The 7,405-nt window shown below is 43.5% G+C and carries 5 protein-coding genes; 4 read left to right on the plus strand and 1 reads right to left on the minus strand.

The window, feature by feature from the left end:
• Window positions 1-97: 97 nt before the first annotated feature.
• Window positions 98-1,096 carry a UDP-glucose 4-epimerase GalE gene (galE, locus tag V7K53_RS16965; RefSeq protein WP_335198658.1) on the minus strand — a complete coding sequence of 333 codons (999 nt, stop codon included), beginning with the start codon at window positions 1,094-1,096 and terminating at the stop codon, window positions 98-100.
• Between the two features lie 403 nt (window positions 1,097-1,499).
• On the opposite strand from galE, the gene V7K53_RS16970 reads away from it, so the two are divergent.
• The 4 genes from V7K53_RS16970 to V7K53_RS16985 all read left to right on the plus strand — a co-directional run bounded on the left by V7K53_RS16970 (window position 1,500) and on the right by V7K53_RS16985 (window position 7,250).
• Window positions 1,500-2,150, plus strand: a complete 651-nt coding sequence (locus tag V7K53_RS16970; protein ID WP_335198659.1) for a hypothetical protein — start codon at window positions 1,500-1,502, stop codon at window positions 2,148-2,150.
• Window positions 2,151-2,396: 246 nt separating this feature from the next.
• The gene (locus V7K53_RS16975) at window positions 2,397-4,148 is read left to right on the plus strand and encodes an ABC transporter ATP-binding protein (protein WP_335198660.1); all 1,752 of its coding nucleotides are present in this window, start codon (window positions 2,397-2,399) and stop codon (window positions 4,146-4,148) included.
• Window positions 4,149-4,587: 439 nt separating this feature from the next.
• Window positions 4,588-5,643, plus strand: coding sequence for a magnesium-protoporphyrin IX monomethyl ester (oxidative) cyclase (acsF, locus tag V7K53_RS16980; RefSeq protein WP_335198661.1), 1,056 nt, complete (start codon window positions 4,588-4,590; stop codon window positions 5,641-5,643).
• Window positions 5,644-5,867: 224 nt separating this feature from the next.
• Entirely contained in the window at window positions 5,868-7,250 is a 1,383-nt protein-coding gene (locus tag V7K53_RS16985) for an eCIS core domain-containing protein (protein WP_335198662.1), read from the plus strand.
• Window positions 7,251-7,405 lie beyond the last annotated feature (155 nt).

Below are 7,405 nucleotides of genomic sequence, written 5' to 3' on the forward strand. Positions count from 1 at the left end.
TCCCCATTCCCCATTCCCCATTCCCCATTCCCCATTCCCCATTCCCCATTCCCCATTCCCCATTCCCCATTCCCCATTCCCCATTCCCCATTCCCTTCTACTTATGTCGCTTCTGATGCCACTGCCACGCGTCAGCGACGATATCTTTGATGGATGGATACAGAGGTTGCCAGCCTAAGATTGTTCTGGCTTTCTCGCTGGTGCCAATGAGAACTGGGGGATCGCCAGGACGGCGATCGCGTTCTTCTACTGGTATGCTAATTCCTGTCACCTCTTCGACTGCGGTAATGACTTCTCTGACGGAGAAACCGCTGCCATTGCTCAAATTAAAAACTTCGCTATCACCACCTTTTAATAAATATTCCAATCCCAAAATATGGGCATCTGCTAAGTCATTAACGTGAATATAATCTCGAATACACGTACCATCGGGTGTGGGGTAATCAGTGCCGAAAATAGAAATGGATTCTCGTTTGCCTAAAGCTGTCATTAGTACCAAAGGAATTAAATGGGTTTCTGGGTTGTGATCCTCGCCCAGTAAACCATCGGGATTAGCACCAGCAGCATTGAAATAGCGAAAACGCACTGATTGCAAACCATAAGCGACATCAAAATCAGAGAGAATCCTTTCTACCATCAGCTTTGTAGCGCCATAAGGATTAATCGGATTTTGGGGATGGGTTTCTGGAATCGGCACGAATTGCGGTACCCCGTAGGTGGCACAGGTAGAAGAAAAGACAAATTTCTTTACAGATGCTGTCAGCATCGCTTCTAACAGGGTCAAAGTACCAAGGACGTTATTGCGGTAATATTTGGCCGGATCGCTCACCGACTCTCCTACGTAGGCATAAGCCGAAAAATGCATCACCGCAGCAATATCGTGGGTTTTAAATACATGATCCAGCAAGGCGCGATCGCTTGTGTCCCCAATTATTAGTTCTACCTGTAAAACCTTTTCTACTAAATCGCGATGTCCATAGACCAGATTATCAAGTATGACAACGCCATAACCCGCTTTCTTCAAAGCAAGCACTGTATGGGAACCAATATATCCAGCTCCCCCTGTTACCAGAATAGTAGGCTTTCCAGGCGACATAGTTTTTCCTTTTGAGTCGATTACTTAATTAATTTAGTTTACCGGTACCAGATTACTCTTCTGGAAAATTATAAATAATAGACGCAGTGTCAAAAAATTGCACTAAAATCACTACGACGGTAGTCATTGGGTGTGAGGTTTGAGAAATTTTAAGTCAAACAGTGCGATTACAATTTGACAATAAAATAAATCCATTTCCCGAAACCTCTAGGTTGAACCTTACGGGTGACGCTTATAACGTCGCTATCAGTAAGAAGTCGCCAGTTGTTTTATGCATGGTTTCCCTGCATGGCAGTCCTTTCTGGGGGCAACCCCGATCGAAACAGACTGCCTCTCCTGACGGAGACGCTACGCGAACACCACCACACTGGCTCACTGCACCAGAAAATTTGAGAGTTAGTCTATGTTTCTATTGTTAAGCCGGGTACTGCTGTGGCTGCTGATTGGCACTATCGTTTATTCTCTGTTCCAGCGATTTTATCCCTCTGGAAGTTTTGTCGGGCGATTAATCTTAGTCGTTATCTTGGTAATCGTAGCCCTATCATTTCTTAACCCCAATGAACCTGCTGTGGCGTCGTTGTGGAGGATGCTATCTTTTCCACTCAAGCCACTAGGAGCCTCTGTTTTACTGATGATTCTTGCCGCTCAGAAAATCAAAGGAGGTGGAATAGAAAAACCAGGAGGATACTTGATCGGTTGGGCACTGACGATTTTGCTGTTAGCAAGTACACCAGCAGTCGCCTATTTCCTTTATAGAGCGCCTCTAGCAATGACAGGTGAAACATCTGTCGCAACTGCTACACCAACATCTGGGACACTGGTGGCATTAGGGCAACCCACCACAGCTAACATCTCAGATGTAACCGGGGATAGCATTCTTTCTTATAATTTGAGAGTGCCTCCCTATTTATTACAAGGAAATCCTCAAGATATTCGCACACGCGGTTTACGACTTGAAGACTTTGTACCGGATTCACAAACGTTGCAATTGACAACAAGAACTTGGGAAAGTTATCTCCTTGAAGTTTACAGGTTCTTGCGTGTTCAGCGGTAATCAGGCAAGAGAACTTTACTGAGTTCGTAGTAAGCGCTTGAGCTATCAATCAAAGGACTAAAGTCCTTACTACGAACTTATTTCTTCATTAAAGTTGCTGTGGTGGACTACTAGTACCAAACGGCAATAACTATCCAGTTAAAAGAGGTAACGAAAGCTAAATTTATCACAAGCGATATTCCCTCTTCATAGCTGCCTTCTGGGACTAGCAGTTAATCTAGATGATAAAGTTGCACAATTGCTTTAATGGCAAAATCTCGACGAATCGCTAAACTCAGTGCTTATCTACGACCCCATTGGCGGGAAGCCTCCTTGGGTATTCTCGCTTTGTTGTCTGTCAATGCACTGGGTGTTTATATCCCTTGGTTGATTCGTGCTGGTGTTGATAAACTCTCGACAACCTTCAGCTGGAACCAAATACTACATTACGTAGTAGTGATTGTCTTGCTCAGTTCGGCGATGTGGCTAATGCGGATGGCATCACGCATTTGGCTATTTGGGGTGGGCCGTCAGGTAGAATTTGACCTGAAACAACGGATTTTTGAACACTTACTGAAGCTGGAGCCTGGTTATTTTGCCAGTAATACTGCTGGCGATTTGATTAGTCGGGCTACTAGTGATGTGGACAATATCAAGCGGTTATTGGGTTTTGCGGTCTTGAGTTTGGCAAATACAATGTTTGCCTACGCCTTGACACTGCCAGTAATGCTAGCAATTAGTGTGGATCTCACCCTAGCCGCCCTGGCAGTATACCCTTTTATGCTCTTGTTGGTGAGTTTATTTAGCGATCGCTTACGCAAACAACAAGCAGCAGTCCAAGAGCAACTCTCTGACATCAGCGAACTCATCCAAGAGGATATCAGTGGCATTGCCTTAATTAAAATCTATGCTCAAGAAGCAAACGAGCGTCGAGCTTTTGCTAAGAAAAATCAGCAGCTATTGACTGCTAACCTGGAATTGGCAAAAATCCGCAATACACTGTTTCCGCTAATTGGTGGGCTAGCTAATATCAGTTCGCTGGTAATCATCTGGCTAGGATCGGCACGGATGTCTGCTGGGACACTTCAGGTTGGCGATTTCTTAGCATTGTTAATTTATGTAGAGCGTCTAGTTTTCCCTACTGCCCTTTTAGGATTCACAATTACCGCCTACCAACGCGGTGAAGTTAGTATCGATAGGCTTGAAGCTATTCTCTCTGTCACACCAAAAATTAAAGATGCAGCCGATGCTATACATCTGCCAGTGGCTGAACTTAAAGGCGAACTAACAGCTAAAAATCTCACCTACAATTACCCTGGTTCCACTACTCCAGCTTTAGCAAATGTTAACTTTACCATTGCTCCTGGAGAAACTGTCGCGATTGTTGGGGCAATTGGTTCGGGGAAATCTACTTTGGCCAATGCTTTACCGCGCTTGTTAGATATTGAATCAGGACAATTGTTTTTAGATGGACTAGATATTACTAAGATCGCTTTGACAGATTTACGAGGTGCGATCGCCTACGTTCCTCAAGATAGCTTTCTATTTAGCACTACAATCAAAAATAATATTCGCTACGGCGATCCAGTTAGCGAACAACAGCAGGTAGAATCTGTCGCTAAACTTGCCCAAATTGAATCAGAAATTCAGAATTTTCCGCAGCAATATGAAACTATTGTTGGCGAACGCGGTATTAATCTTTCTGGCGGTCAACGGCAACGTACTGCTTTGGCTCGAGCAATGTTGGTCAATGCTCCAGTGTTAATTTTGGATGACGCTCTCTCTAGCGTGGATAATCAAACAGCTACGAAAATCCTCAAAAATCTCTCCAGTGGTACTGAACGTAAAACAGTAATTTTTATCACCCACCAATTATCAGCAGCGGCGGCAGCTGACCGAATTTTTGTCATGGAAAAGGGAAAAATTGTGCAGGTTGGAAATCACTTAGAACTTTTACAACAACAAGGTTTATACAGAACTTTGTGGAGCCAGCATCAAGTTGAAGAATTACTGCGGTGAAGGAGGCAGGTGGTCACTGAGCGTAGTCGTAAAGCCTGCGGCATAGCTACGCTTCGGGCGCAGCTTCTCCGACAGGAGAAGTGAGGCAGGAGGCAGGGGGCAGGTGGACACTGAGCGTAGTTGTTCGCGCAGCGTCTCCGACAGGAGCAGTGAGCCAGAAGGAAAGAATTATGATTGAGTTAGGGACTGGGGATTGGGAAGATTGGAATGGGGATTCAGACCCTAACCAATTTCTTTCCTAGTACCCAGTAACCAGTCCCAGAGCGACCATTACTCACCTTCAAGCTTGGCTAACATTGGGAAATCCTGGGCGCGACCCGTTGAAGAAAAATTCAGAAATTCCGACTTTACTGAAGGATTGTAAATAGGTCTAGCAAAATAATTGCATTTGTCATAACTTTATAGTTATAGAACTATCGACTCGATCGCCTCATCACTCATGGTTAACACCCTACCCAAGCCAGAAACTAAAACCCCCAGCAAAGAAACCGTACTCACTCCCCGGTTTTACACTACAGATTTTGAAACCGCAGCCAACCTGGATTTGTCTGCCCAAGAAACTGAGTTGCAAGCGATGTTGACAGAAATGCGGACAGACTACAACCGCCACCATTTTGTTCGGGATGAAGCGTTTGAGCAGTCTTGGGAACACATTGACGGTGAAGCAAGACAGGCGTTTATAGAGTATTTGGAACGCTCTTGCATTTCTGAGTTTTCCGGCTTCTTGCTATTCAAGGAATTATCCCGCAAGCTAAAAAATCGCAGTCCAGTGCTAGCGGAAATATTTCAAATGATGGCGCGTGATGAAGCCCGCCATGCTGGATTTCTCAACAAAGCCATGGCCGATTTTAAACTCTCCCTTGATTTAGGCAATGTTACTAAAACCCGCACTTATACATTTTTCCCGATTGAATGGGTACTTTACACCGTTTACCTCTCAGAAAAAATCGGCTACTGGCGTTACATTATTATTTTCAGGCATCTAGAAAAGCACCCAGAAAACCAGTTTTACCCCATTTTCCGCTACTTTGAGAGTTGGTGTCAGGACGAAAACCGCCACGGAGATATATTCAAGGCATTATTGCGTTCTCAACCGCAACTTTGGAACACCTGGAAATCTAGGCTGTGGAGTCGCTTTTTCTTGCTATCAGTATTTGCTACTCACACCCTGACAGTTCATGAACGTTCCGGGTTCTACAAATCACTGGGACTTGATGCCACAGAATTTGATCTCCAAGTTGTCCGCAACACCAATGAAACCGCAGGACGGGCTTTTCCTGTAATGTTGAATACTGAACATCCCAAGTTTTTCCCACGTCTGCAACGCTGTGCAGGTTACAACTTGAAAATTGCAGAGATTGAAGGCAGTTATAATCCGAAACTGGTAAAGCTAATTCGCAAACTACCTTTGATTGCAGCAATTGTTTGGAATCTGCTGTTAATTTACCTCATCAAACCAATTGATACTGAAGCCCTGCGGGGAACGGTTCGTTAGCTATTTATTAGATATCTGGTGAAATTAATTATGTGTTCTGAATAACGCATAATTAATTTCACTAGATGTCAATTCTTGAGTATTTGGTAGGTGAATGATGACAAAAGTAGACTAAAGTCTATATATAGGTATGTCAATAAAATACTTATATTTTTCTATAGAAGATACTGCAATGCAATAAATAAGAGGTTACTAATTAATCTAGAAAATGTAGGAATTGAGAGATGAGCGACATTAAAAGACAAGCCGCTTTGCCTTTAACCACATGGAAGCGGTCTCACATAGGGACATCAAATTTTACGAATCCATCGCTTGTCTCATCCAATATTCCCACATTGGCCAATCCAACACGCGGTTTTGGTTTACCAACAAATAATAATACTGCGCTCAATGGCGACCTTCAAGAAGCCCCGTCTGCTAATGAGCAATTATTAGAACCAGAAGCTATCAAAGAAAAACCTCTTGTTCACGACATTAGTCGGATATCTTTGCGTCGTCCACAGCCGCAACTTATAGGTAGCGAGCCAAAAGACCAGTATGAGCAGTCAGCTGACCAGATTATGCTTCTACCTAGACCTAAGTCAAATATAAATATCGGTGGAATAGATTCACATATAGTACAACGAGAATGTGCAGATTGTGAGCAAGAAGAACAAGTACAAACTGAGTTGTCGCTACAACGCGTTAGTGATAACAGCGTTCAGACCCAAGACAATATTGAGAGTCAGTTAAATAATAGTAAGGGTGGAGGAAGCCCGTTATCTCCCGAAGTGCGAGACTTTATGGAACTACGCTTTGGTAGTAAATTCGACAATGTGCGAGTACATACTGACTCCAATGCTACGCAGATGAATAAGTCGTTGAGAGCGCAGGCCTTTACTCATGGTAGTGATGTTTACTTTAGTGCCGATAAATCACCTGGTAATAACGAGTTAACAGCCCATGAGTTAACCCATGTAGTACAGCAGACAGGTAAAGTGCAGAAACAAAGCGATACATCTACAGCATCAGCCCCTGTTGAACAGACATCTAGTGGTATGCCGCCCAAAAAAGGGACAACTAAAATTGATAAAAAAAATGCCACAATTACTGCTTCAGGAAAAAATATTACCGAAGCAATTACAAACTTAACATCACAAGGAAAGGGCGAAGCGGGCAGTGTTACTTGTGCCCCCACAAAAGATGTCAAAACTTACCAAGCAGAAGATAAATCCGATGAAATTGTCTACGAGGCAGATGTCTTAGTAACAGAAACTAAGGCAATGCCCGTCTGGACGGAACTCGACCAACAATGCGAACCTGTTAAAAAAGAATGGGCAAGGTTTTATAGCGCTCTTGATACACACGAGAATGGGCACATTAGTATTGACGAGAAGGCTTTTAAAGATTTACACAAAAAGCTTCTTGGCAAAACAACCTCAGCATCTGACAAGATTTTTAACGATACTTACGCCCAAGCAAATACTGATAACAATGCCTACGACACCACAACGAAACACGGACTCACTCAAGGTACAGGAGTAACTCCGGTACAGTGCGGCCCAGAAAAAGTTTCTCAAAGTGGAGATGAATCGGATGCAAAGGTAGAGGTTCAAACTCAAAAATAGAGGCGAAAAGACCATAATGCAGACCTGCTAATCATTTTCGCGTTTGCACTGTTTGGACTCATACCAATTCACGAAAAGTGTGATACAGATAAATTAGGAGTAAATATGAGCGGGCGGAAATGGTTGGAGTCACTAAAGTAGAAATATTTGAGTCA

Origin of the sequence: Nostoc sp., from assembly GCF_036917355.1 — a bacterium.
Lineage (GTDB): Bacteria > Cyanobacteriota > Cyanobacteriia > Cyanobacteriales > Nostocaceae > Nostoc.

Bases quoted from the DNA above. Each gene is read 5' to 3' on its own strand.
- galE (WP_335198658.1), bottom strand. From the start codon at position 1,096: ATGTCGCCTGGAAAGCCTACTATTCTGGTAACAGGGGGAGCTGGATAT.
- V7K53_RS16970 (WP_335198659.1), top strand. From the start codon at position 1,500: ATGTTTCTATTGTTAAGCCGGGTACTGCTGTGGCTGCTGATTGGCACT.
- V7K53_RS16975 (WP_335198660.1), top strand. From the start codon at position 2,397: ATGGCAAAATCTCGACGAATCGCTAAACTCAGTGCTTATCTACGACCC.
- acsF (WP_335198661.1), top strand. From the start codon at position 4,588: ATGGTTAACACCCTACCCAAGCCAGAAACTAAAACCCCCAGCAAAGAA.
- V7K53_RS16985 (WP_335198662.1), top strand. From the start codon at position 5,868: ATGAGCGACATTAAAAGACAAGCCGCTTTGCCTTTAACCACATGGAAG.